This window comes from Chryseobacterium sp. FR048, from assembly GCF_056844665.1.
The window spans coordinates 339,326-362,699 of sequence record NZ_JBXDSE010000007.1; the positions used below are offsets into that span (position 1 = coordinate 339,326).

General features: G+C 38.2%; 22 protein-coding genes. 12 read left to right on the forward strand and 10 right to left on the reverse strand.

Annotated elements, in window-relative coordinates:
• Positions 1-19: 19 nt before the first annotated feature.
• The 6 genes from AC106K_RS20255 to AC106K_RS20280 all read left to right on the forward strand — a co-directional run bounded on the left by AC106K_RS20255 (position 20) and on the right by AC106K_RS20280 (position 7,423).
• A complete protein-coding gene (locus tag AC106K_RS20255; RefSeq protein WP_482447250.1) occupies positions 20-3,418 on the forward strand; it encodes a T9SS type B sorting domain-containing protein in 3,399 nt (1,132 codons plus the stop codon).
• 207 nt (positions 3,419-3,625) lie between these two features.
• Positions 3,626-4,453, forward strand: coding sequence for a hypothetical protein (locus AC106K_RS20260; RefSeq protein ID WP_482447251.1), 828 nt, complete (start codon positions 3,626-3,628; stop codon positions 4,451-4,453).
• 285 nt (positions 4,454-4,738) lie between these two features.
• Positions 4,739-5,503, forward strand: a complete 765-nt coding sequence (locus AC106K_RS20265) for a DUF6759 domain-containing protein (protein ID WP_482447252.1) — start codon at positions 4,739-4,741, stop codon at positions 5,501-5,503.
• A 95-nt stretch (positions 5,504-5,598) separates the two neighbouring features.
• A complete protein-coding gene (gene trmB, locus AC106K_RS20270) occupies positions 5,599-6,276 on the forward strand; it encodes a tRNA (guanosine(46)-N7)-methyltransferase TrmB (RefSeq protein ID WP_482447253.1) in 678 nt (225 codons plus the stop codon).
• Positions 6,277-6,293: 17 nt separating this feature from the next.
• Complete coding sequence (locus tag AC106K_RS20275) at positions 6,294-6,986, forward strand: DUF6759 domain-containing protein (RefSeq protein WP_482447254.1); 693 nt, start codon at positions 6,294-6,296, stop codon at positions 6,984-6,986.
• Between the two features lie 2 nt (positions 6,987-6,988).
• Positions 6,989-7,423, forward strand: a complete 435-nt coding sequence (locus AC106K_RS20280) for a DUF6759 domain-containing protein (protein ID WP_482447255.1) — start codon at positions 6,989-6,991, stop codon at positions 7,421-7,423.
• 82 nt (positions 7,424-7,505) lie between these two features.
• Here the strand turns inward: AC106K_RS20280 and rpsB are convergent, their stop codons facing one another.
• The 3 genes from rpsB to rplM form a co-directional block, all read right to left on the reverse strand.
• Positions 7,506-8,267 (reverse strand): 30S ribosomal protein S2, encoded by a 762-nt coding sequence (gene rpsB, locus AC106K_RS20285; RefSeq protein WP_027375421.1) that lies wholly within the window; start codon positions 8,265-8,267, stop codon positions 7,506-7,508.
• 185 nt (positions 8,268-8,452) lie between these two features.
• Positions 8,453-8,839: a 30S ribosomal protein S9 gene (gene rpsI / locus AC106K_RS20290; protein ID WP_002976218.1), complete on the reverse strand. Its 387-nt coding sequence runs from the start codon at positions 8,837-8,839 to the stop codon at positions 8,453-8,455.
• Positions 8,840-8,845: 6 nt separating this feature from the next.
• A complete protein-coding gene (rplM, locus tag AC106K_RS20295) occupies positions 8,846-9,301 on the reverse strand; it encodes a 50S ribosomal protein L13 (RefSeq protein WP_027375420.1) in 456 nt (151 codons plus the stop codon).
• Positions 9,302-9,647: 346 nt separating this feature from the next.
• Here rplM and AC106K_RS20300 point away from each other — a divergent pair, with 346 nt between their 5' ends.
• Positions 9,648-10,754, forward strand: a complete 1,107-nt coding sequence (locus AC106K_RS20300; RefSeq protein WP_482447256.1) for a DUF3667 domain-containing protein — start codon at positions 9,648-9,650, stop codon at positions 10,752-10,754.
• A gap of 113 nt (positions 10,755-10,867) precedes the next feature.
• Here AC106K_RS20300 and AC106K_RS20305 read toward each other — a convergent pair whose 3' ends face one another.
• The gene (locus tag AC106K_RS20305) at positions 10,868-11,200 is read right to left on the reverse strand and encodes a hypothetical protein (RefSeq protein ID WP_482447257.1); all 333 of its coding nucleotides are present in this window, start codon (positions 11,198-11,200) and stop codon (positions 10,868-10,870) included.
• A 256-nt stretch (positions 11,201-11,456) separates the two neighbouring features.
• On the opposite strand from AC106K_RS20305, the gene AC106K_RS20310 reads away from it, so the two are divergent.
• Positions 11,457-14,804 (forward strand): methylmalonyl-CoA mutase family protein, encoded by a 3,348-nt coding sequence (locus tag AC106K_RS20310; RefSeq protein ID WP_482447258.1) that lies wholly within the window; start codon positions 11,457-11,459, stop codon positions 14,802-14,804.
• Between the two features lie 85 nt (positions 14,805-14,889).
• On the forward strand, positions 14,890-15,600 hold the full coding sequence (locus AC106K_RS20315) for a Dph6-related ATP pyrophosphatase (protein ID WP_482447259.1): 711 nt from the start codon (positions 14,890-14,892) through the stop codon (positions 15,598-15,600).
• A gap of 35 nt (positions 15,601-15,635) precedes the next feature.
• On the opposite strand, the gene AC106K_RS20320 is transcribed toward AC106K_RS20315, so the two are convergent.
• Positions 15,636-17,045, reverse strand: a complete 1,410-nt coding sequence (locus AC106K_RS20320; protein WP_482447260.1) for a pyridoxal phosphate-dependent decarboxylase family protein — start codon at positions 17,043-17,045, stop codon at positions 15,636-15,638.
• Positions 17,046-17,207: 162 nt separating this feature from the next.
• On the opposite strand from AC106K_RS20320, the gene AC106K_RS20325 reads away from it, so the two are divergent.
• Positions 17,208-18,314 carry a serine hydrolase domain-containing protein gene (locus tag AC106K_RS20325; RefSeq protein WP_482447261.1) on the forward strand — a complete coding sequence of 369 codons (1,107 nt, stop codon included), beginning with the start codon at positions 17,208-17,210 and terminating at the stop codon, positions 18,312-18,314.
• Here the strand turns inward: AC106K_RS20325 and AC106K_RS20330 are convergent.
• Genes AC106K_RS20330 through AC106K_RS20340 form a run of 3 tightly spaced genes read right to left on the reverse strand, consistent with a single transcriptional unit; the run spans position 18,298 to position 20,001 of the window.
• Positions 18,298-18,915: a hypothetical protein gene (locus tag AC106K_RS20330; protein ID WP_482447262.1), complete on the reverse strand. Its 618-nt coding sequence runs from the start codon at positions 18,913-18,915 to the stop codon at positions 18,298-18,300. The two genes, AC106K_RS20325 and AC106K_RS20330, sit on opposite strands and share 17 nt — an antisense overlap.
• Before the next feature lie 40 nt (positions 18,916-18,955).
• A complete protein-coding gene (locus AC106K_RS20335; protein WP_482447263.1) occupies positions 18,956-19,681 on the reverse strand; it encodes a hypothetical protein in 726 nt (241 codons plus the stop codon).
• The gene (locus tag AC106K_RS20340) at positions 19,678-20,001 is read right to left on the reverse strand and encodes a PadR family transcriptional regulator (RefSeq protein WP_185288474.1); all 324 of its coding nucleotides are present in this window, start codon (positions 19,999-20,001) and stop codon (positions 19,678-19,680) included. Before AC106K_RS20340 ends, AC106K_RS20335 begins: the two co-directional genes overlap by 4 nt.
• A gap of 79 nt (positions 20,002-20,080) precedes the next feature.
• On the opposite strand from AC106K_RS20340, the gene AC106K_RS20345 reads away from it, so the two are divergent.
• Positions 20,081-20,608, forward strand: a complete 528-nt coding sequence (locus AC106K_RS20345) for a 2'-5' RNA ligase family protein (protein WP_482447264.1) — start codon at positions 20,081-20,083, stop codon at positions 20,606-20,608.
• Positions 20,609-20,645: 37 nt separating this feature from the next.
• Here AC106K_RS20345 and AC106K_RS20350 read toward each other — a convergent pair whose 3' ends face one another.
• Entirely contained in the window at positions 20,646-22,007 is a 1,362-nt protein-coding gene (locus AC106K_RS20350) for a T9SS type A sorting domain-containing protein (RefSeq protein ID WP_482447265.1), read from the reverse strand.
• Positions 22,008-22,009: 2 nt separating this feature from the next.
• Positions 22,010-22,501, reverse strand: coding sequence for a hypothetical protein (locus AC106K_RS20355; RefSeq protein ID WP_482447267.1), 492 nt, complete (start codon positions 22,499-22,501; stop codon positions 22,010-22,012).
• 287 nt (positions 22,502-22,788) lie between these two features.
• Here AC106K_RS20355 and ruvC point away from each other — a divergent pair, with 287 nt between their 5' ends.
• On the forward strand, positions 22,789-23,343 hold the full coding sequence (gene ruvC / locus AC106K_RS20360) for a crossover junction endodeoxyribonuclease RuvC (RefSeq protein WP_047098744.1): 555 nt from the start codon (positions 22,789-22,791) through the stop codon (positions 23,341-23,343).
• Positions 23,344-23,374 lie beyond the last annotated feature (31 nt).

The following is a 23,374-nucleotide window of genomic DNA, read 5'->3' on the forward strand; positions in this document are numbered from 1 at the left end:
TGATAAAGACTAATACTAGATGAAGAAAATTCTATCTTTTTTATTTATATTTTATTTTTTCACCTCTGCTTTTGCTCAACTGGACAGAGAACATTGGTTTGCCCCTATGATAGACAGGAGCGGTGCACCCAGCCCCTACCAGAAACTTTACTTATCTACCAACAGAACAACGCCTTTCCCGGTCAGTATTTATAATAACAATGTCCTGATTGGAACTGTGAATATCAGCAAAAACAATCCGCAGAAATTTGATGTATTAAGAAATTATATCATCACTACGCTACAAACGGACCTTTTCACCCCTACTACAAAGGGATTATACCTGAAGGCTGAGTTTCCGTTTTATGCCAATCTAAGATTTTCAGTATACAATCATGCCGAGATTATTACCTCCAAGGGAATCCCTTCCACGGGTAAAACCTTCCATGCCGCGTCAGCACCTATTTCGGTAAGTAATGATATTCTGAATTTTATGACCAGTGTTCTGGCCACGGAAGACAATACTACCGTTACCATTACCGGCTACAGCCCTACCGTCCAGTTTTCAAACGGAACTACAGGAGCCACCAATCCTACAATGACCTTCACTTTAAACAAGGGACAATCTTATATCATTGACGGAATTGGAAATATTACAGGAAACTTTGATGGTTTCATTGGTTCAAAAATCACTGCTGATAAACCCGTCAATATTACTAATGGGAATTTCAACGGACAATATGCCGGAAATTACCCTACCAGTTCTGACATTTTAATGGATCAGGCTGTACCTGTCAACAGACTGGGGAGTGAATTTGCCCTGGTAAAAGGAAATGGAAGTATTGGTGCTAATATGGAGGGCGCAGTGATCATTGCGACTGAAGATAACACCCAGATTTATGTCAATAATGAATTATTGCCTGTCGCAACGATCAATACAGGTAAGTATTTCGTGATCCCTGATTCCAAATACATTCTTCAGGGTAACGGGCACTATAACTTATACATCAGAACTACTAAGAATGCCTATGTCTACCAGATTCTGGCGGGTGATTCCGGCTCAGGAAATGAAGTAGCAACAGGAGGTTTTAATTTTATTCCGGCATTGAACTGCTACCTTCCTAAACAAATCAACGAACTCGGATTCATCAACGAAAATTTTGTTCTTTCCAACGGAAACCCCACCGGGATCCTTAATATTCCTACAAAACTTAATCTGATTACGGAAAGAGGAGCTGTGGTTACCGTCAATGGAGCAAATCCACCTGCCACATCCGGTCCTTATAACATGACAGGAACAACTAACTGGGTTACCTACGGAATTCCCAATGTCACGGGAACCATCACTATTGTTTCAGACAAAGCTATTACCGCAGGAATTACCGCGGGAAGTGATGCCGTAGGATACGGAGGATTCTTCGCAGGATTTCCTACACAGCCTGTGATTTTAAAATCAGGGGGAGACTGTGCTCCTGGAATTGTACTTACCGTAGATCCTATCATTTATGATACTTATCAATGGTACAGAAATGGGATCATTATCAACGGAGCTACCTCCTCCTCCATTACCCCTACTCAATCCGGATATTATACCTGTTCTGTAACAATGGGCAGCTGTGCTCCTTTAGTTACCGAACAATTTAAAGTTCAGAACTGTACGAAACTGAGTACAACCACTTATAGCATATGTACTTCACAAACGATAACACCTACCTTCAGCAGCTCTTCTCAGACTCCTGTTCCTGGCAGTGTTACCATTACGACTCCTCCCACTTTAGGAACAGCTGTGATCAACCCTACCACAGGGATCATTACTTATACTGCCAATACGCCCGGAGTTGCAGGAAATGACACATTTTCCTATACATTCTGTGGAAATGACCCTGTCTTTCCGGATTGTGAAACAGTAACCGTAACCATTAACATTTTAGCACTTAAAGTCAACAATACAACACTACAGGCCTGCGATATTAATGGACAGGGAACATTCAACCTGACTACCGCTAATGTAACCACGAATAACCCTGTTACCATCACCTATTACCCAACACTAGCGGATGCCCAGACAGAAAATCCTGCCGCGTTGATCAATGCTCCTAATTCCTATACTGCTCCTAACGGAACGATTATCTATGCTGTTGTAAAAAACAATATTGGCTGTAAAAGCATTGCCCAGATTACATTATCACTCTTTAACAAGGCAGTTGTTTTGGATAATTACAATGGTGTTTTCTGTGATGATAACTTAGACGGGACAGTCAATATCATTCTGTCTAATGTTACCGGTATTGTTCTTAATAATCCAACCTATTTTACCAATGTAAGATACTACGCAAATCTTGCGGATGCCAACGCCGGAAATAATAATACCCTGCCTAATAACTGGAGCTATACGACTACAACAACCATCTATATCAGAGTAGATTCTCCTGACGGATGTGCCTCTGTAATCAAGCCTCTACAATTCAGCATCGGAGGAAGAATACAGCTGATCACAAAATCTGTTACAGAAAATGTCTGCGATGATGATCTGGATGGAATCAAAACCGTCAACCTGACACAGTTTATTCCTCAGTTTACGCTGGATCCGAATGTAACTTATACTTTCTATGCAACGTTAGCTGATGCACAGAACAATACGAATGCAATTCCTGCATCAGTCAATATTAATACTTCTCAAACCTATTACATCCGTTTTCAAAAAAATGGAGTTTGCCCGGAGGTAGGTACAATTAAGATCACCATTAAAATTCCTAAAAAATCTGATCTGCTGAAAGATGTGGCCATATGTCCGAAGACCACCACTACACTGGATGCAGGTCCCGGATTTGACAGATACCTGTGGAGCACAGGAGCCACTACCCCTTCGATCAATAACGTTCCGGCCGGAAGCTATTGGGTAGAACTTACATCCAACGGCTGCGTATACAAGCAATATGTAAACGTAACAGAATTGCCGAGCCCAATGATCACCTCGATTGAAATAGACGGGACTACCGTAAAAGTAGGGGTGACCGGCGGTACACCTCCCTATCAGTATTCCTTAGATGCAGTGGTATGGCAGAGCTCAAATGTCTTCTACAATGTACCAAGAGGGGCACATCATGTATTTGTAAGAGATTCCAAAATGTGCGAAGAAGTGAAGCAACCTTTTGCAATCATTAACCTGATCAATACTATTACACCTAACGGAGACGGATATAATGAAATGATCAATTATTCTGCTTTGATGGCCAATGAGAATCTTGTATTCCGGATTTTTGACCGATATGGTGCTGAAGTTTTCAGAGGGACTCCTGAGAACAAATATACCTGGGACGGAAGAATCGGCGGCCGATATGTACCTACGGCAACGTACTGGTATTTTATCACCTGGACAGAATATGGATCTGCTCTTTCTATTAAATATTCCAGCTGGCTGCTTGTAAAACACCGATAAAAAATGGAAGAAAGACTGAATGAGAATACGCATGAGTTCCGGCATTCTTTCTTCCGATTTTTCTGCATAATACTGATTTTGTTAAGTTCATTACAGGTTTATAACACTCATTAACAATTTACTGGTAAAGTTTAATATAACTTTAACCTGTATTCTCTATCTAAATAGTCACAAATTGCTGTATTTCTATGTAATTTTGCGCATTATATGAAGAAACTGTTTACTCTGCTGCTATTGATATTTCTTGCAAAAATCAATGCACAAACATACTCCGGAGAGGTATTCCTTCGAGACAACTCCATTTTGTATCTTAATCAGGTATATGTTACCAATCTGAACACTCAGAAAACCGTTCTTACGGATTTCAACGGCAATTTTAATATTCCTGCCAATCCGGGAGATGTTATCCGTTTTACGTCTATCGTTACCGAAAGAAAAGACATTAAACTGACTCCTCAGTTGGTACAACAGAAAAACCTGGTTGAGCTCAAGATTGCGTATTATGAAATTCAGGAAATTGTACTCAGCAGATTCAAGCCTACCGGAAATCTTCGGTATGATGTAAACTCTTTAAGAAAAGAAGATAAAGCCTACAAGCTCAAAAAAGTAATCGGACTTCCGGAGCCTAAAGGAGACGGAACTCCACCGGAACTTCCTGTTGCCGGATTAAGAGACGGAGGACTTACTTTCAGCCTGGAAAGCATCTACGATATTCTTTCCGGAGAGAGAAAGAAAAAGCAGCGTTATCAGGCTTATGAAAGAATGAACAGCTCTGTTACCCAGATCAAAAATTATTTAGGAAAAGATTATTTCCTGAAGTTTAAGATCCCTGAAAACTTAATTGATAATTTCCTTCAATTCGTTTATACTTCTGAAAATATTCAACCTTATATATTGGCAGGAAACTTTGAGGCGGTTAAAATTCCTATTGAAAAATATCTGCCTATCTACCAAAGAAGACTTAAGAATTCGAATCTACAGGAAGTTGTCGGTCCTCCTGCGCCTAAACAAAAGACTGATCAAAGCAGCGAATAGTATCCTTTAAACATATCTACACAGAATCCATGTATCGTATTGCATGGATTTTTTTTGCTATATGAAGAATTCAGCAGATTTAATTTCAACATGTATATTATCTCCAATTTTGATTATTCAATTTTTATCGCATATCATTCGTCAATATTCAAAAATATGTTTATTTTTATATCACAATAAAGTGTTTAAAATAAAAACACTTGTATTCCGTTATTTATTAAAAACTAATTGCCCCAAACACAAATTAATTAAGGAAAGTACCCATTTCTAACTTAATATTAATTAATGAAAAAAATATTTTTATTTTTTGGCTTGGTTCTGTTTTTCAGTGTGTCTGCCCAAAAAAGAGGGAAAGACTACACTAACATTTTGAAAAGTAATAATATCTACGAGATCAATGCTTTTCTGAGAGATGCCCATCCTGATGATCCCCGAAGATCTGTTCTGAAACCTCGGGTAATGGAAATGATGAAGGAATACATCAAAAACGCTCATCCGGCAGACCAGAAGGTAAAGGATATGCAGGAAATGCTCGCATTATTACGAAGAAGGCCTTCTACAAAGATCACTTTTGATGAAATGAATGCTATCATCAAGCAAAAACAGATTGCAAAATACAAGGCCGAGCTGGCAGCAAAACAGCCTACTGAAGTTTACACCCCAAGCAATGCTCAGAATACTTTTGTGGTCAACACCGCTTCCAATGCTGCAATTCCCAATGCTGAAGCTGAAGAATTCAACATGCTTATGGCCGTATCTCCTGTAGAGCACAAAAACAGGACGGTAAAAATCTTAAATTCTCTTTTTGATAATGATCCCAAAGCCAAAGAAAGTATTGTGCTGATTCAAAACAAATCGGATTGTAATATTATTGTAAGAATGGAGGGAGTTGGCAATACCAAATACAGGCTGGCTGTACCGGCCCATGCTGACGGCTCTATAGTCATAGAAAAAGGACAGTATCTTTTTACCAGTCTGGTATGTGGGGCTCAATATGCCTCCCAAAAAACAATACAAAGCGCGATCATGGTAGCTTTGGGAGGCCAATAATCTCTTCCCGAATACCCTACATACTCTGTCTTTTAGCCTCAAAAGACAGAGATTTTATATAAATTTTAGTATTTTTGCACTCATTTTATAACTCAATGGGCAAGAATAAATTAGCAAGATTTGCAGAAAACAAAATATTACCAAACGTCATCCAACCTACAAGAGAAGATGCTTTAAATGGTTTTGAACTGAAGGGAAAATGGAGAGAAGATTTTTTTAAAAACGACAACCCTATCGTTCTGGAACTGGGCTGTGGAAAAGGGGAATATTCTGTAGGACTTGCAAAAACGTTTCCTGAAAAAAACTTTATCGGAGTTGACATCAAAGGGGCAAGATTCTGGTTCGGGGCAAAAGAAGCTGTAGAAAACAATATGAATAATGTGGCTTTTTTAAGAACACAGATTGAGCTTGTTGACTATTTCTTCGCTGAAAATGAAGTAGATGAAATCTGGATTACCTTTCCGGATCCTCAGATCAAATACAAGAGAACCAAACATAGATTAACTCACCCTGACTTTTTAGAACGATACAAAAAGTTTCTGAAGCCCGGAGGTATTATTCACCTGAAAACCGATTCAGAATTTTTACACGGGTATACATTGGGATACTTACAGGGAGCTGGATATGAAATCATCAGTGCTCACCATGATATATACGGAGCCCCTGAATATGATCCGGATACGGAACATTTGAGAGATATAAAAACGTATTATGAGGAACTGTTCTCAGCGAAAGGAAAAACGATTACTTACATCAAATTCCGGATAAGCTGATGATATAAATAATATTGATGAAAAAAAATCTATTGACGGTTTTATTCTTCACCTTCCTACTCCCAGGCTTTACTTATGCCCAAAAAGGCAGTAAAGACATCTTAAAAAGCACAAATATAAAGGAGATTGAAGAATATCTTAAGAATGCACATCCTGACGATCCGAAGAGAAGTGTACTGAAGCCAAAGCTCATTGCTTTGAAAAATACGGAGTGGACAAAGGGTGCCCGTACTGCCAAACCTATGGAAGCAAGACCTGTGATTTCTGATATTCCTAAAAGTGTCATGAGAAATCCTAATTCCAATGAGGCGGAAGAATTCAAGCGGCTTCTGCTGGAAAGTTCTGCAGAACATAAAGAAAAAACGGTAAAACTACTGAACGCAATGTTCAATGAAGATATTACGCGTAAAGAGGCCATTCTTTTATTCAAAAATAATTCAGACTGTAACATTGTACTCCGGATTGAAGGAAAGGATTATTATAACCTTGCAGTTCCTGCTCACGGAGAAAATTTTGTTGTGCTCAATAAAGGTCTATATTCTATCAACAGCAATGTTTGCGATATGAAATATACCTCTCAGAAGGATATAAAAAAAAGTATCTTTGTGACGATTGATAATCCTAAGCAACCGGGAACGGAGCGCAAGCCCAATCAAGAAGACGTTGCGAAGAAAAAAGTTCTAAAAAAGAAAAGTAAAAAAATAAAATAGGTATGAAAAAGCTATTAGTTTTTGCCGGGGTTTCATTAATTTTTGCCAGTTGTAATGTCAACTATGGCGGCTATCCGATAAGAAATCCCTACCCTACCAATAATTCCGGTAGTGCAGCTAATACGGCAAGAGAATATGAAGAACTGATAAAGACCTATAAACCTGAAACAGCTGAAGTTCTAAGCGATCTTTTGAATAATGATGATCCATCCAATCCTAAGACATCCATTTCTATAAGCAATAAATCTTCCTGTAACATGGTCCTTACCATAAGTGGAAACAATTTCTTTAAAAAAATCCCCATTGGGGCAGGAAAAATAGGCTATACCATGGTTCCTAAAAACCAGAACTACAGATTATCCGGCATGGTATGCAATTCTTCTTACCAGTCTACCAAATTTGTAACGACGTCTTATTCTATAAGTCTTTCACAATAAAAAACAAAAATTATAAATAAGAATAAAAAAACCACTGAATAAAATTCAGTGGTTTTCTAATATATAAAGCGTAAATCTTTACTTATTCTGCATCGAAATCAGCATCTGTATCAGCAGATACTTTTTCTCCTTCTTCTTTAGATTTTTCTTTATCAGCTTTTCTTTGAGACTGACCTTCTTTGATAGACTCAGAAACTACGCTAAGGATCATATCAATAGACTTAGAAGCATCATCGTTTCCTGGGATAACGAAGTCAACTTTTCTAGGGTCAGAGTTTGTATCAACGATACCGAAAACTGGAATACCAAGTTTCTTAGCTTCAGTTACCGCGATGTGCTCTCTTAAGATGTCAACTACAAATACAGCAGAAGGAAGTCTCACCATGTCAGCGATAGAACCTAAGTTCTTCTCAAGGTTAGCTCTTTGTCTGTCAACTTGTAATCTTTCTTTTTTAGATAAAGTTTCGAACGTACCGTCTTTTTTCATTTTGTCGATAGAGTTCATCTTCTTTACCGCCTTTCTGATAGTAACGAAGTTCGTTAACATACCTCCAGGCCATCTTTCTGTAATATAAGGCATATTAAGTTCAGAAGCGTGTTTTGCAACCACTTCTTTCGCTTGCTTCTTAGTCGCTACGAAAAGAACTTTTTTACCTGCAGAAGTTAATTTTTCTAAAGCGTTGCAAGCTTCATCCAATTTAACTGCTGTTTTATGTAAGTCTACAATGTGAATACCGTTTTTCTCCATAAAAATGTATGGAGCCATATTTGGGTTCCACTTTCTAGTCATGTGACCGAAGTGTACGCCAGCCTCTAAAAGGTCTTTTACATTTGCTTTTGCCATGTTTTCTGTTTTTGTTAGTTTACTTTCCGTCTTTTAAACAATCAACAACTTCTTTAGATGGGAGAAGCGTTTGGATGCTAAACGTAACGGGCAATTTTAAATTTAGATTAATAGATTTCAGATATAAGATACCAGACAAAAAAAGTCTGAAATCTGACATCTCCAATCTGATGTCTGAAAAAAAATTAACGTTTTGAGAATTGGAATCTCTTTCTTGCTTTTTTCTGACCTGGCTTCTTTCTTTCCACCATTCTTGCGTCTCTTGTAAGTAAACCAGCAGGCTTTAATGCTAATCTGAACTCAGCGTTGATTTCGCATAAAGCTCTTGAAATACCTAATCTGATAGCTTCTGCCTGACCTGTATTTCCACCACCGAATACGTTTACGGTAACATCGTACTGACCAACAGTCTCAGAAAGGATGAACGGTTGGTTTAATTTGTAAACCATCACGTCTGTAGAGAAATATTCTTTAGCATCTTTACCGTTTACTGTAATAACACCAGAACCTGGTTTTACATAAACTCTAGCTACAGAAGTTTTTCTTCTTCCGATTTTGTGAACTATAGACATAATTAATTATTTAAATTCGTTAACATTAATTGTTTTAGGCTGTTGAGCTTCATGTTTGTGCTCAGTTCCTTCATATAAATAAAGGTTCTTAAGGATAGCAGCTCCTAATCTGTTTTTAGGTAACATCCCTTTTACAGACTTCTCTAATACCTTTAAAGAATCTTTCTTTTGAAGTTCAGCCGCAGTCATAGACTTCTGTCCACCAGGGTATCCTGTATGCCAGATATAAGTCTTATCAGCCCACTTGTTTCCGGAAAGCGTAATTTTCCCAGCATTCAAAACGATTACGTTATCACCACAATCTACGTGAGGTGTAAAGTTCGTTTTGTGCTTACCTCTCAAAATCTTTGCAACCGTTGAAGCTAGTCTTCCTAACGGCTGTCCTTCAGCGTCTACCACAACCCATTCTTTATTAGCAGTAGCTTTGTTCGCTGAAACAGTTTTGTAACTTAATGTATTCACACGTTTTAGTTAAAGATTAAACATAATTTACCCCTAAAAGGGTGTGCAAAGGTACAAATTATTTTTGTAACCCAAAAACATATTTTATTTAATCTATATAATATCGGGTAATCAGCCCTCTAACAATAGATTTTAACACTTTTCATGCCTTTGGCATAAATCTTGTAAATTGTTGTGGCGATGAAAAAAAACGTTTAAGGATTCTAAAAACACAAATGGTAAAAGCAAAGAGTTTGTTCCCTCAACTCTTTCTTTGATTAACTTTTCTTTAAAGATTCCCTCAAAATCTTACTGACCGTATTATTTAATTCCCGAAATAATTATCTTTGTCGCAAACGTTTTACCCATGAGTCACGGAAAAATCCGAGAAGACAAGACCTGCCTGAACTGCGGGCATCAAGTAGAGGAAAGATTCTGCCCACATTGCGGCCAGGAAAATATCGAAAGGCGCCAACCATTCTATTTTCTGTTTACCCACTTCGTTGAAGACTTTACCCATTATGACGGACAATTCTGGGGAACCGTAAAAAATCTTCTGTTTAAACCCGGCAAACTTACCAATGTCTACCTTCAAGGAAAGAGACAGATATTTGTACCCCCTGTAAAACTTTATATTTTCGTCAGTTTTATTACCTTCTTTATGTTTGCTCTTTTCCCGATGAACATTCTTAACTTCGGTTCAAGAGAAAAAGTAGAAGCCAGCAAAACAGCATTTTTTGAAAAAATAAGATCCCGGGAAACTCAAAAAAAACTTGACAGTATAAAAGATAAAGAAGTATTGACGGCCGGAGACTCCCTAATGATTAAAAGTCTGAATGCTATACCGGATTCTGTTCAAATAGATGATCTCGAAGAAGCCTTGGAGATGAAAAAAAGGATAGATCCTGATGTAGGATATAAAGATTATAAAACAAGAAAATCTTACGATTCGGCAATGGCTAAAAATCCTTCGTTTTTCGGTTTTATTGAGACTCCTGTTGCCCATAAATTTTTCGAACTCAAAGAAAGCGGGGTAACAAAAGAGGAAATTATCAAAAATATGGTAGAGAAGTCATTCCATAATCTACCGAAAGCGCTATTCATTTATCTTCCTCTCTTTGCTTTCTTTTTATGGGTTTTCCACAGTAAGAAAAAATGGTGGTATTTTGATCATGGAATTTTCACACTGCATTATTTTTCGTTCCTTTTACTGACCATCTTATTTATATTCTTATTGGGCAAACTGATAGGTATGATAGGCATAAAGCCGATTAACTTTCTGTTATATTTGGCAATAATAACACTATCCATATACAGTATCGCTTATTTCTTTATTGCCCACCGACGTGTTTACCGTTCTCATGGAATTGTGAGTCTCTTTATTGGAGGTATATTATTTACCCTCAATTTCATTGCATTTATGTTCCTGGTTGTCGGCCTTGCCCTGGTAAGCTTCCTGATGATTCACTACTAATAAATAAGAGGCTGTCTCAAAAGGTAAACTAATGCTCTGAGAATCTCCTAAATGACAAAATTTGTCAGACAGGAGTCCGAGAGAGGGGGTACTTTTGAGACAGCCTCTTTTTTTTATTTCCTTAATGACTTCGTTGCCCTAAAACTTGCAATTACATAATAAGCCACAAAGACCATTGAAAACTTCAGGATAGAAGGAATAGCCTGCTCAAGTTTAAAAATTAAAGTACCCACCAGAACCAGAATTCCCATAACGACAAAAGACAGCCCCAATTTCTTAGGCAATGTAAAATCCGGAGTATCCAGATAATACGCAATACTCCAGGCAGCCCCAAAGGCCACGGCATAATAGAGTTCTAACCCTATATTCTCCGAACTTAAAAAGAAATAATTGATAAGGAAACTGACTACGGTTCCCAATACGAAATATAGTAAGGCTTTTTGCATGTCTGTAAAATATGGTGCAAAAGTAAAGATTTTAATTTGAGTAATCGCGGATATACCGATTCGCAAACAAAATCCTGCAAGTCTTTTTAATTCTGTAACTACCGAACCGTATGACTTTGAAATTCTCAAACCAAAAAAAGGAGACTATTTATTAAATAACCTATTTCAAATATCTGAAATACAGATATATAAAATCAAACACAAGGTTCTTTTTTTATTATTATATTTGAAAACTTAGAAACTTTCTAGAATTTTTATGGAAACCCAAAAATATACTCCAACCAATAAGGTAAGAATCGTAACAGCTGCATCGTTATTTGACGGGCATGATGCTGCGATCAATATTATGCGTCGTGTCATTCAGGGCACAGGATGCGAAGTCATTCACTTAGGACATGATAAATCTGCTGAAGAAGTTGTGAACACAGCCATCCAGGAAGATGCCAATGCTATTGCACTCACATCTTACCAGGGAGGTCACAATGAATATTTCAAATATATCTATGATCTATTGAGAGAGAAAAACTCTCCACAGATCAAAATTTTCGGCGGCGGCGGCGGTGTAATCCTTCCGGAAGAAATCAAAGATCTGATGTCTTACGGAATCGACAGGATCTATTCTCCGGATGACGGCCGTGAACTTGGTCTTCAGGGAATGATTGATGATCTTGTACACCGTTCAGATTTCGCCACAGGAAAAGAGGTTACGGCAAAAGACTTAGAAAACATCAGCTTTGAAAACCCATCAAGCATTGCCCAGATCATCTCTGCGGTTGAAAACTTTTCAGAAGAAAAACCTGAACTGGTAAAAGCAATTGATGAACAATCCAAAGATCTGAATATCCCTATTATTGGTATCACAGGTACCGGAGGGGCCGGGAAATCTTCATTGACCGATGAATTGGTAAGACGTTTTCTACGTTCCAATACAGATAAAAAAATTGCCATTATTTCTATTGACCCTTCCAAAAAGAAAACAGGAGGAGCCCTGTTGGGAGACAGAATCCGTATGAATGCAATCAATGACCCTAGAGTTTATATGCGTTCTATGGCCACCAGAGAGAACAATGTTTCTGTTTCTCCGTTCATTCATTCTGCATTAAACGTTTTGAAACTGGCACATCCGGACGTAATCATTCTTGAGACATCGGGAATCGGACAATCCGGTTCAGAGGTTTCTGACTTTGCTGACGTATCAATGTACGTGATGACTCCTGAATATGGAGCTTCTACCCAGCTGGAAAAAATCGACATGTTGGATTATGCCGATCTGGTAGCATTAAACAAATCAGACAAACGTGGAGCGCTTGATGCCCTTCAGGCGGTAAGAAAACAGTTCCAGAGAAACCATTTACTATGGGAAAGTCCATTAGATGATATGCCGGTGTATGCAACAAAAGCATCTCAGTTCAATGATCATGGAACAACCGAATTATACAACAGACTGGTTTCAAAAGTTAACGATAAATTCTCGGATTTAAACCTAAAAACTTTTGTTGAACAAGAAGTTACAGAAGAAGTAACCATTATCCCTCCGAAAAGAGTACGCTACCTGTCTGAAATTGTTGAAAACAACAAGCAATATGATGCCAATATTGACAAACAGGCAGAACTGGCCAGAACAATGTATCATATTGAAGGGGTAAAGAATATTATTTCCAACGAAACTTTAGACACAGAATACCAAAAAGCTGAAAAAGAGCTTCAGCAGGAAAACATCGATTTCCTGAAGACCTGGGATGATACTAAAAAAGCTTTCCACGCAGAGTTTTATTCTTATTATGTAAGAGGAAAAGAAATCAAGGTGGAAACCTCAACAGAATCATTATCTCATTTGAGAATACCCAAAATTGCATTACCAAAATACAATGACTGGGGTGATCTGATCAAATGGAAGGGCCAGGAAAATCTTCCGGGAAGCTTCCCTTACACTGCCGGAATCTATCCTTTCAAAAGAACAGGTGAAGATCCTACAAGAATGTTTGCAGGAGAAGGAGGTCCTGAAAGAACCAACAGAAGATTCCATTATGTTTCTGCAGAAATGCCTGCAAAACGTTTATCCACAGCATTTGACTCGGTAACACTGTACGGACAGGATCCAGCCCTACCACCAGATATTTATGGTAAAATCGGAAATGCCGGAGTATCTATTGCCACTTTGGATGATGCTAAAAAACTGTATTCCGGGTTTGATCTGGTTAATGCATTGACTTCCGTTTCCATGACCATCAATGGTCCTGCACCGATGCTATTGGCTTTCTTTATGAATGCTGCCATCGATCAGAATGTTGAGAAATACATTAAAGAAAACGGTTTAGAGGCAAAAATAGAAGCTAAACTTAAAGAAAAGTTTGACGATAAAGGTTTAGAAAGACCTAAGTATAATGGTGAACTTCCTCCATCCAACAATGGTTTGGGACTACAGCTTTTAGGATTAACAGGAGATGAAATTATCCCTGCAGAGGTATATGCCGAAATCAAAGCTAAAACCATTGCTACTGTTCGTGGTACTGTTCAGGCAGATATTTTAAAAGAAGATCAGGCACAGAATACCTGTATTTTCTCTACTGAATTTGCTTTACGATTAATGGGTGACGTTCAGGAATATTTCATCAGAGAAAAAGTAAGAAACTTCTACTCTGTTTCTATTTCCGGATACCATATTGCTGAAGCAGGAGCCAATCCGGTATCTCAGCTGGCATTTACTCTGGCTAACGGTTTCACGTATGTGGAATATTACTTATCAAGAGGAATGGACATCAATGATTTTGCACCAAACTTATCTTTCTTCTTCTCCAATGGTATCGACCCTGAGTATTCAGTAATCGGACGTGTAGCAAGAAGAATCTGGGCAAAAGCCATGAAACTAAAATATGGAGCCGATGAAAGAAGTCAGATGCTGAAATACCATATCCAGACTTCAGGACGTTCTTTACACGCTCAGGAAATTGATTTCAACGACATCAGAACTACCCTTCAGGCTCTTTATGCAATCTATGACAACTGTAACTCACTGCACACGAATGCTTATGATGAAGCGATTACCACGCCAACTGAGCAATCTGTAAGAAGAGCAATGGCTATTCAGCTGATCATCAATAAAGAATTAGGATTGGCTAAAAACGAGAACCCACTTCAAGGATCATTCATCATTGAAGAATTAACGGATCTTGTAGAAGAAGCTGTATATGCTGAATTCGACAGAATCACTGAAAGAGGAGGTGTTCTTGGAGCTATGGAAACCATGTACCAACGTTCTAAGATCCAGGAAGAATCTATGCATTACGAATGGTTGAAACATACAGGAGAATATCCAATCATCGGAGTGAATACTTTCCTTGGAAAAGATGGTTCTCCGACGGTACTTCCTGGTGAAGTCATCCGTTCTACTGAAGAAGAAAAACAGGCACAGATTGAATCGCTTCACAACTTCCAGAAAGCGAACGAAGACAAGTCTGAAGAAGCACTACGCACACTACAGCACGCTGCCATCAACCAGCAGAACTTATTCGAAGTGATGATGGACGCCGTGAAATACTGTTCTTTAGGACAAATCACCAATGCTTTATTTGAAGTAGGCGGTAAGTATAGAAGGAATATGTAATTTTTGTATATTCTGCAAATAGTATAAATTAAAACCTCAAAGAAGTTCTTTGAGGTTTTTTGTTTAAAATATTTATGTTTGCCAAATGAAACCTAAAGCCCTCTTCAACTGGAGCAGTGGAAAAGATTCTTCCCTTGCTCTTTACAAAGTTTTTCAGGAAGACCAATATGAAGTCTCAACCTTATTAACGAGCATCAATCAGGAATTCCAGAGAATTTCCATGCATGGTGTACATGTGTCCCTTCTGGAGCAGCAAGCCTCAGCACTTGGTATCTCCCTGGTAAAGATGGAACTTCCCCAAGCGCCTTCCATGGAGGAATATCAGGCTATCATGAATAAAACAATGACAGATATTCAGGCACAAGGAATTACCCATTCCATTTTTGGGGATATTTTTCTGGAAGACCTCAGAAAATACAGGGAAGAACAATTGAATACAATAGGCATGAAGGCTGTATTCCCTCTTTGGAAACAAAATACTTCTGACCTCATCCATGAGTTTTTAGATCTTGGATTCAAAACCATTGTAACCTGTGTCAATGGAGCTTATCTTGATAAAAGTTTTGCCGGAAGAACCATCGATCAGCAGTTTCTTGATGATCTTCCTGATCATGTAGATCCGTGTGGCGAAAATGGAGAATTCCATACATTTACTTTTGATGGCCCTATTTTTAAAAATCCGGTTCGTTTTGATATTGGAGAAACGGTAAAGAAAACTTATCCTAAGCCGAAAACTGAGGTTGGAGAAGAAGATGAGGAGTATATTTTCTGGTTCTGTGATCTTTTGCCAAAATAAGCCTGTGAATATGGATCCACAGGCTTTTCAATGCATTATTTTAATGACGTAAAAATTTCGTTCATAATTTCAAATACCAGATGAATATCCTTTTCACACGTCATCCAGTTGACAAAAGCAGCTCTTATCCCTTTATGCTGGTTATAAAAAGTAGGCGTCATAAAGACTTTTCCTGTATCATTGACCTTTTCAAGAAATAAATCCACCTTATCTTGTTTTGTTTCATCGTTTAATGTAAAACAAACCGTATTCAGCCTCACCGGAGCCAGTAATTTAAAATCATTACTGTTTTCAATCAGATTTCCGAACTGCCCTGCCCACGAGATATTATCATCTACAATCTTCTGATAACCATTTTTACCGTAAGCCATCAGGGAAAACCATGCCGGCAATGCTTTCAGCCTTCTTGAATTTTCAGGAAGGAAGTTTAAATAATTAAAATTGTCCAAAGGATCTCCGAGATAAGGAGCATTTGAATTCTGGAAAGTTTCAATCTGCAGGATTTTATGTTCCTCTTTAATCAGAAATACAGCACTTTCATAAGGTACATTCAGCCATTTGTGACAATCTACGGTGATACTGTCTGCATACTCCCAGCCGTCAATAAGATGATGATGCGTTTCTGAACAAGCTGCAAAACCTCCAAAAGCAGCATCAATATGCCACCAGAAACTGTATTTTTCTTTTAGCCTGCTGATTGCCTTAAAATCATCAAAATCCACTGTATTTACTGTTCCTCCGCTGGAAATAAGCACAAATGGGGCTCCATTAAGCTCCAGAATATTTTCTTCCAGATCTTTGATATTAATAGCTTCCCGGTTTCCTTCTTCGGTTTTAATTTTAACAATATTGGCACTTCCCAGCCCTAATAATGACAGAGATTTTATGGAAGATGAATGAGGAGTCGCCGTCAGCACTTTTACCGTTCCGGAAACCCCTTCTTTGGCAATATCCTGCCCCTGTTTTTTTCCTAACCATTGCCGGGCCACAGCCAGACAGGTAAAATTCGACATGGTGGCCCCTGATACAAAGCCTCCCAGAAAGCTTTCAGGAAGCCGAAGAAGCTCCTGTAAAAGTCTTATAGCTTCCACCTCTATGACTCCGGAAATATCGCCCTGACCTTTCATCGTCTGGGTATTCTGATCATAAACGGTGGCCAGCCAATCTCCTGCAACAGACGCAGGAGTGGCACCTCCTGTTACAAATCCCCAATATCTCGGTCCTCCGGATCCAACCATTATCGATTCAAATTTTTCATTAAAAATCCGGAGTGCCTCTTCCGTTCCATATCCGAATTCCGGTAATTCCTGTTTTTCTGATACGCTGATATTCATGACCGATGTAGGTCTTTCTTCAATAGAGTTCAGATATTCTGTTCCCTGTTCTTTGATGATGTTCAGCAGATGACCGATGTTTACTGAATCTCTTTTCAAGTGTTCTTCCATAGTTTTGTGACAAATAATATTCAAAAGTATTAAAAGAGAATCATAAAATGATATTAAGCCGATGCAAAGACCCATTCTAGCACGCAATTTGCATCCCTTATGCCTTCTTGGAGATTTTCGTATCTTTAAGTTACAAGTAGCAATCTTAAAAAATAAACACCCGTGATCAGAAATTTAGTATTCCTTTCCCTCCTTTTCATTTTGTCTTCCTGCAAAACTGAAACTCCTCAGCCTCCTGTTGATAAAAAAGCCATCGTGGATTCTACCATCACCGCTTTCCAAAAGACTTTACTGGAACAGCAGATTGATTCTGTTTTTAAGAAATACCACTTCAATGGTAGTATTGCTGTTTTTAAAGATTCTCTACCCCTTTACCGAAAAGAAAACGGATACTCTGATTTTAAAAGAAAAATAAAAATTGACAGCAATACTGTTTTTGCCATCGGATCGGTGAGCAAGCAGTTTACTTCTGTACTGATCTTACTCCAGATGGAGCAGGGAAAGCTCAACGTGACGGATAAAGCCTCTCAATATTTGAAGGAATTCCAGAACAAAGAATATGAAAACATCACGATTCATCAACTTCTCAACCATACTTCCGGATTGAACCTGATGGGTGGAAAGCTGATGTTTAAGAGCGGTTCAGATTTTTTCTATTCCAATGACGGATTTAATGCGCTTGGAAAGATTGTGGAGAAAGTGACAGGAAAATCCTATGACGAAAATGCTCTGGAGCTTTTTAAAAAGGCAGGCATGACTCATTCTTCTACGGGAGATATTTTTAAAGGAAATAACTTTGCCAGTGCCTATCTTGGGAATGCCGGAAATTTCCAGGAAGTCCCGAATATGCCCAAAAGATTAGGCGGTAAAGAAATAGGAACTCCTGCTGGTGGTATTCTTTCCACGATACAGGATCTTCATACATGGAACAATGCACTCTACGGCGGGAAGATCTTAAAACCTGAAACCCTGAAGCAGTTTATGGCCAAAAGTGCGGAAAGACGTCATGCTATTTTCGGAAAAATGGGCTATGCCTATGGAATTATGCTCAACATCGGCAAGCCCAATTCTTATTTTCACAGTGGGTATGTGAAGGGATCTCCTTCTTTAAATATCTATTATCCTGATACAAAGACCTCGGTTATTATCCTTTCTAATATTGCGGACGAAGAAAAAGGCAAAGGAATGACCTTCAAACCGCATATTGAGGTAAAAAAGATTACGGATCATCTTGAAAATACCCTGATGCAACTCAGATCAGGACATTAGTTTTTCTGGCGTTGAAATAAAGAAGCTGGATTTGGGCTGCAACAGCGTACAAAGAGAAAAACTTTGTCCATTGGGTCCCTTCTACAACAGCAACGCTGTCATAAAGAAAATAAAGCCCGGTAAAAAGAACCATCCCCGCAACCGCATTTTTCAGGATCAAAGGATGAAAGCTTAGCTGAAGATAGTTATACAGTCTCATTTTTCTGAAAATAAAGTTGTACCCCAGAAGAACAAGCGTAATTCCAAATAATGAAAGCTGGAAATACACAAACAAGTCCGGGTCTATAAAGACAAGTCCGGTAAAAAGTAATGAAAAAGCAATTGAATAAAGAGTGATATTCCTGAACCTTCTCTGAATCGTTTGCTTTTCAATTCTTGTCACTTTTCTGAATGTTAATGCATCTGCTCTTACCATTTCCAATTCACAGCTCCAGCTTATTTTTGTTTGCAAAAAAGCTTCCTGAAAATTGGATTGCTTTTCATCCATCAGCGTGGATATTTGCTGTAGAAAATGGTCTTTGATTTCAAAGAACAGATCTGAATTCAATTTTTTGGTTGACAGGTATTGCCCTATCTCTTTTTCTTGTTCAATAGTGATCATGTATAGTCAATTATTAGTTTAAAAATATATAATGGTTTTATTAGTAAGCTTTAGAGGTAAGAAATGACTGCATTTTTGACAGATTTCTTTTATGTTCATAAAAATTGAAAATCGCAAAAACGGTAAATATTTCAAATACAAAAGGAAAAGATAAAGTGGCTAAAACCATAGACAGGTCACCTTGATCCTGATTTTTGAAAAATTCATAGACATAATGCCCACTCTTCGAGATGACCTGCATCATTCCTATTATACATACTACCATTAACCCTGTATTTTTCTGATACAAAGTATAGAAGCACTTTCCTCTGTATTTAAAATCTGATCTCATGTATTTCCTGATGCTAAAATTCAACATCAAGACTCCACCAATGGCTACCAGAAACAAGCTGTTGAATATTCTGAACAGGATCGTATACATTTCTTCACTCTTTGAAAGACAGGCCAGCAATATATTGATCCCTAAAGATAATATCCCGATCAGCAGAGCATATTTCAGCATCTGGTTGTATTTTTCACTGATGACTCTTCTGGCGATCAAAGGAAGTTTTGTTGGAAAAAACAGCCAGTAATTTACCATTTTAAATTCTCCTTTCCAGGATTCTTTAGCTTTTGAAAAGGCCTCTTCAAAGCTAAGATTCTCATCCCATTCCAGATCTGCAGTCTGTTGGATCATATGATCTCTGATCTCTACCAGAATATCCAGTGAAAGGTTTTGCGAAACAAGATAGTCCGTAATCTTGTCTTCCTGTGCCTTGTTTATCATATGCTAAAGATACTTTGAAGGTTTACCAAATAGCTTTTCATTTCACTTTCCTGCTCAGCCTGTTGTCTTTTCCCTTTTTCAGTCAGCAGGTAATACTTTCGGTCCCGCCCGTTGATCTTCTGAAGCTCTGAAGTGATCATGCCTTCACTTTCCAGTTTGTGCAATAGCGGATACAGCGCTCCTTCCGTCATCTCCAATTCCCCTTGTGTAAGCTCTTTCGTTCTCTGGGTAATCTGGTAACCATACATTTTCACTTCTTTTGAAAGCAGTTTCAAAATAATGTTCTGTAGGGTACCTTTGTAAAGACTGTTCTTTTTCATAGAATCATTTTATACATTACAAACTTATGCATAATTTTCTTATGCATGTAAATTTATTTAAAAAAATTTATATTGCTCTATGAAAAAAATGTATTTCATTGCGATTTATCCTCATTCTGAGTTGATTGAGGAGATAAAAGTGTTTAAGACAGATCTTGCAGCAAACTATGGTAATTCCAAAGCGTTGAAAAATGATGCTCATATTACGCTTTTCCCTCCCTTTTCAAGAGAACTTGAATTAGAAAGTGATATTCATACGGCTTTTCAAAAGATCAATACAGAAATGGCTCCTTTTGAAATTGAGCTGAATGGTTTCGGAAGTTTTCCGAATCCGAATAACCCCGTCATCTTTGTACATCCTGAACCTAATCCTAATCTGACCGAACTTTATCATCGGGTAAAAGACCGTTTTGATTTTATAAAATATTCTTTCAGTCCTCATATGACTGTAGGTTATCGGGATCTTACCTGGGAAAACTATCTCAGAGCCTGGGAAGTATATAAAGACAAGGAATATAAAACTAAATTCTTAGTTGACAAAATTTCCTTATTACGTTTTGATGGTCAATGGATTTCTATTGCAGAGAAAGAATTAAGAACATTATAGAAAAAAACCGGCTTTAATAACCGGTTTTAATTTATTTTTAGTCTTTTATTATTTTCTGAGATACTATGAGGGTTTTCCCTTCTGTAATATTCAAAAGATAAGTCCCTGATGGAACATTTTTGATGTTAACCCATACTGTTGCCGGATCTTTTAATTCAAACTTTCCGGGAATCAGTTTTCCTGAGACATCATACACTTCCACTTTTATATTTTTAGAGAAATCTTGTTTTCCTTTTACGTAGAATTCGCCATCTGTAGGATTCGGATAGATGCTGTACCTTCTTTCTTCAGCCTTTACTTCAGCGACTTTAAGGGTTCCTTTATTCAAGGTCCAGGTAATGTTGGTAAAATGAACTGTACTATGGTTATCAACCTTCAGAAGCGGGTTATTATCCGTTACCGAAAATAGTAAGGTATTGCTTCCGTTATTCAGTTGGGAAGGAGTAATGGTAAGGGTGCTGCCTGTTTCACTAAGAGCTGTTCCGTTCAGCTTCCAGGAATTCAGCAATGTATTCGGAATGGGCAAAATCTCATTAACGGTGAAAGTAACATTGGCTGTGGCATCTACCGAAGAAGTACTGGCAGGGGTATAAGAATCTACGGGTGATACCAGTGAATGGATCTTTTCAATAATCGCCTCTTTACAAACGGAACAGAACTGCTGGTTAAGATACCTCATCTCACAGCTTTGGTGCGGTCTGAACCAGGTTGGGCTTTCAACATGAGGATATATTCCCACACCGTTTAATCCTACCCAATTTTTCCACTTTATGGTAGAAGGATTTGAATTCTGTGTTTTATTAGCAGACTCAAGGGTTCCGGCAAACCAATATTCATCAGCCAGGTTACCAAATGAGTGTCCCATTTCATGGACCACAATTTCATTGGCGGCTGTATTTAACGAAGCAAATGCATAAGTTCCGCCACAGCCTCCATATTCCGGAGAATTTCCCAACACATAGGTAATGTCATAGTCAGGAACATTTGCAGCCAGCACCTGCCCTACTTTATTGGTCGTATTGCTATAGATACATCTGTGAACATTGACATCAAAAGTGGAGCCCAGATAATTATTAGGATTGGTCACCGGAATTACAGGTTCTGTAACATCTGTAGCTGTACCCGGATGTTTTACACCGGATTCTGCTGAAATCACTTTAACAGCATAGGCATTAAAATAATTTTTATATTCTGTATATGGGCTTTTGGTAAAAAGATAATTGACGGTTGCCTGTGCAGAAGAAGTAAAAGAGTTCTGCTGAGTACTGGTAAACCCATCTCCCAAAACGGCAATAACCACCCGTTTGCTGTTGTCACCGGTCTGTAAAAGCGGAACCGTCTCAAATACCTGGGCAAAGCAGCTGCTGCTTATCAAAAGGGATAATAAAGCTTTTTTCATGATCATAGTTTTTGTGTGAATAATAACTGAACTCCTGAATCTGTAGCTTTTTCCACTTTCACCAGCTGAACATTTTCAGAATAAGAAAATCTGGTACTGAATTCTGTCGTCTGAAGTGAAACTTTATGTCTGGAGATTCCTTCTTTCTCGTAGACTTCCATTACAGGATTCAAAGGATCTTTTATCAGTTGTTTGGCTACTTCTTTACCGCCTGCCTCAGCAATGGTAATAATAAAGTCTCCCTTCTGAAGTTCACTTCTGTCAAATGAAGGTATCTGTTTCAGTTTTCCTTCGGAAATTTTACGGCTCTGAAGAACTACTTTTTCGTTCCCGGTCTGGTCTTTATCCGCTTTAAAGAAGAGATAGATAATACGTTCACTTTTTACCGGAGCTGATACTATCCGGGATTCTGCTCCCCGGAACCCTCCGTCTTCTTTCTGAAAACTGCAAAGCAGAAAGATGGGAATGGTTAAAAAACTGAGTACATTTTTCATATTTATTGTATTTAAGGTTATTGTAAGTGAGGAAGTCTGCAGCTGAAAAAGAAAGTTATGAAGCCCCAAAAAAGTCTTCTTTATTCTGATTTTTATGATTCATTTTAAATGCAATAAAAACAGCTTTTAAAAGAAATGTGAGAAATTGATCTATTCTGCAACTCCTCTTTATTCTTTTCCCAACCTCCTGCCCAAAGTTAAAGTTAATAAAGTTTAAGCTCTCACGAAAAATTTTATCATTAATTTTCCCTCATGACAAAACCCGGGAAAGTCATATCTTTGTCGTAATGATTTCAGAGAAAATAATTTTAGGGATTGACCCCGGAACAACAGTAATGGGATTTGGCATTATCTCCGTGAAAAAAGGTAAAATGGAGATGGTTTCCATCCATGAGCTGATCTTAAAGAAATACCCCAACCACGAAACCAAACTCAAATATATTTTTGAAAGAACCCTGTCGTTGATCGATGAGTTCCATCCTGATGAAGTAGCTCTGGAAGCCCCTTTCTTTGGAAAAAATGTACAGAGTATGCTGAAACTGGGGCGTGCACAAGGTGTTGCCATGGCAGCCAGCCTTTACCGAAATATTCCCATCACCGAATATTCGCCCAAAAAGATCAAAATGGCCATCACCGGAAACGGAAATGCCAGTAAAGAACAGGTAGCAGGAATGCTTCAAAATCTCCTTAATTTAAAGGAATTTCCTACAAAATATCTGGATGCCTCTGATGGTCTTGCCGTTGCAGTATGTCATCATTTTAATTCCGGAACGATAGCAGATACCAAGTCGTACTCCGGATGGGAAAGTTTTTTGAAACAGAATCCGGATCGGTTGAAGTAATGGATAAACCATATAGAAAAGGCTGCCTCAA

Coding starts and splice junctions, on each gene's coding strand:
- AC106K_RS20330 (WP_482447262.1), bottom strand. CDS start 18,915: ATGATCACTATTGAACAAGAAAAAGAGATAGGGCAATACCTGTCAACC.
- AC106K_RS20335 (WP_482447263.1), bottom strand. CDS start 19,681: ATGATAAACAAGGCACAGGAAGACAAGATTACGGACTATCTTGTTTCG.
- AC106K_RS20265 (WP_482447252.1), top strand. CDS start 4,739: ATGAAAAAAATATTTTTATTTTTTGGCTTGGTTCTGTTTTTCAGTGTG.
- AC106K_RS20255 (WP_482447250.1), top strand. CDS start 20: ATGAAGAAAATTCTATCTTTTTTATTTATATTTTATTTTTTCACCTCT.
- rpsB (WP_027375421.1), bottom strand. CDS start 8,267: ATGGCAAAAGCAAATGTAAAAGACCTTTTAGAGGCTGGCGTACACTTC.
- AC106K_RS20305 (WP_482447257.1), bottom strand. CDS start 11,200: ATGCAAAAAGCCTTACTATATTTCGTATTGGGAACCGTAGTCAGTTTC.
- rpsI (WP_002976218.1), bottom strand. CDS start 8,839: ATGTCTATAGTTCACAAAATCGGAAGAAGAAAAACTTCTGTAGCTAGA.
- AC106K_RS20275 (WP_482447254.1), top strand. CDS start 6,294: ATGAAAAAAAATCTATTGACGGTTTTATTCTTCACCTTCCTACTCCCA.
- AC106K_RS20315 (WP_482447259.1), top strand. CDS start 14,890: ATGAAACCTAAAGCCCTCTTCAACTGGAGCAGTGGAAAAGATTCTTCC.
- AC106K_RS20260 (WP_482447251.1), top strand. CDS start 3,626: ATGAAGAAACTGTTTACTCTGCTGCTATTGATATTTCTTGCAAAAATC.
- AC106K_RS20340 (WP_185288474.1), bottom strand. CDS start 20,001: ATGAAAAAGAACAGTCTTTACAAAGGTACCCTACAGAACATTATTTTG.
- trmB (WP_482447253.1), top strand. CDS start 5,599: ATGGGCAAGAATAAATTAGCAAGATTTGCAGAAAACAAAATATTACCA.
- AC106K_RS20300 (WP_482447256.1), top strand. CDS start 9,648: ATGAGTCACGGAAAAATCCGAGAAGACAAGACCTGCCTGAACTGCGGG.
- AC106K_RS20320 (WP_482447260.1), bottom strand. CDS start 17,045: ATGGAAGAACACTTGAAAAGAGATTCAGTAAACATCGGTCATCTGCTG.
- AC106K_RS20310 (WP_482447258.1), top strand. CDS start 11,457: ATGGAAACCCAAAAATATACTCCAACCAATAAGGTAAGAATCGTAACA.
- AC106K_RS20355 (WP_482447267.1), bottom strand. CDS start 22,501: ATGAAAAATGTACTCAGTTTTTTAACCATTCCCATCTTTCTGCTTTGC.
- ruvC (WP_047098744.1), top strand. CDS start 22,789: ATGATTTCAGAGAAAATAATTTTAGGGATTGACCCCGGAACAACAGTA.
- AC106K_RS20345 (WP_482447264.1), top strand. CDS start 20,081: ATGAAAAAAATGTATTTCATTGCGATTTATCCTCATTCTGAGTTGATT.
- AC106K_RS20280 (WP_482447255.1), top strand. CDS start 6,989: ATGAAAAAGCTATTAGTTTTTGCCGGGGTTTCATTAATTTTTGCCAGT.
- AC106K_RS20350 (WP_482447265.1), bottom strand. CDS start 22,007: ATGAAAAAAGCTTTATTATCCCTTTTGATAAGCAGCAGCTGCTTTGCC.